This is a genomic window from Staphylococcus sp. EG-SA-2, from assembly GCF_017152085.1.
Window position 1 is genome coordinate 1 of sequence record NZ_JACYHC010000047.1, and the last position, 571, is coordinate 571.

1 protein-coding gene and 1 pseudogene are annotated in these 571 nt (G+C 28.9%); both read left to right on the forward strand.

Translation table 11 applies throughout. The features are described 5' to 3' along the window. Nucleotides 1-65: hypothetical protein (locus IDG60_RS27050; RefSeq protein WP_241013312.1), on the forward strand; the 65-nt coding region annotated here is incomplete at its 5' end. Between the two features lie 124 nt (nt 66-189). Further along, nucleotides 190-571: pseudogene (gene splB, locus IDG60_RS27055) on the forward strand (serine protease SplB); the annotation flags it as partial.

A 571-nucleotide genomic window follows, 5' to 3' on the forward strand; every position in this document is an offset into this window, starting at 1 on the left:
AGAATTTCGGTGTTTATTTCACACCACAATTAAAAGAATTTATTCAAAATAATATTGAAAAATAAGTATCATCAATTCATTCGTGAAGTTGATTTTTTAAAGAGTGATTAAGAAAACGGTTACATAACCAACTAAATATACTGAATTATGTATCTAGATATCAAAATAATTAAAAAAGAGGAACTTAAAATGAACAAAAACGTAGTCATCAAGAGTTTAGCAACTTTAACAATTTTAACATCTGTAACAGGTATTGGAACAACATTGGTTGAGGAAGTTCAACAAACTGCCAAAGCAGAAAATAATGTCACAAAAATTCAAGATACTAATATTTTTCCATATACTGGTGTAGTTGCTTTTAAAAGTGCAACTGGATTTGTAGTTGGAAAGAATACTATTTTAACAAATAAACATGTGTCGAAAAATTACAAAGTGGGCGATCGTATTACTGCACATCCAAATAGTGATAAAGGTAATGGTGGTATTTATTCGATTAAAAAGATTATTAATTATCCAGGTAAAGAAGATGTATCAGTCATTCAAGTTGAAGAGCGTGCAATAGAACGTGGAC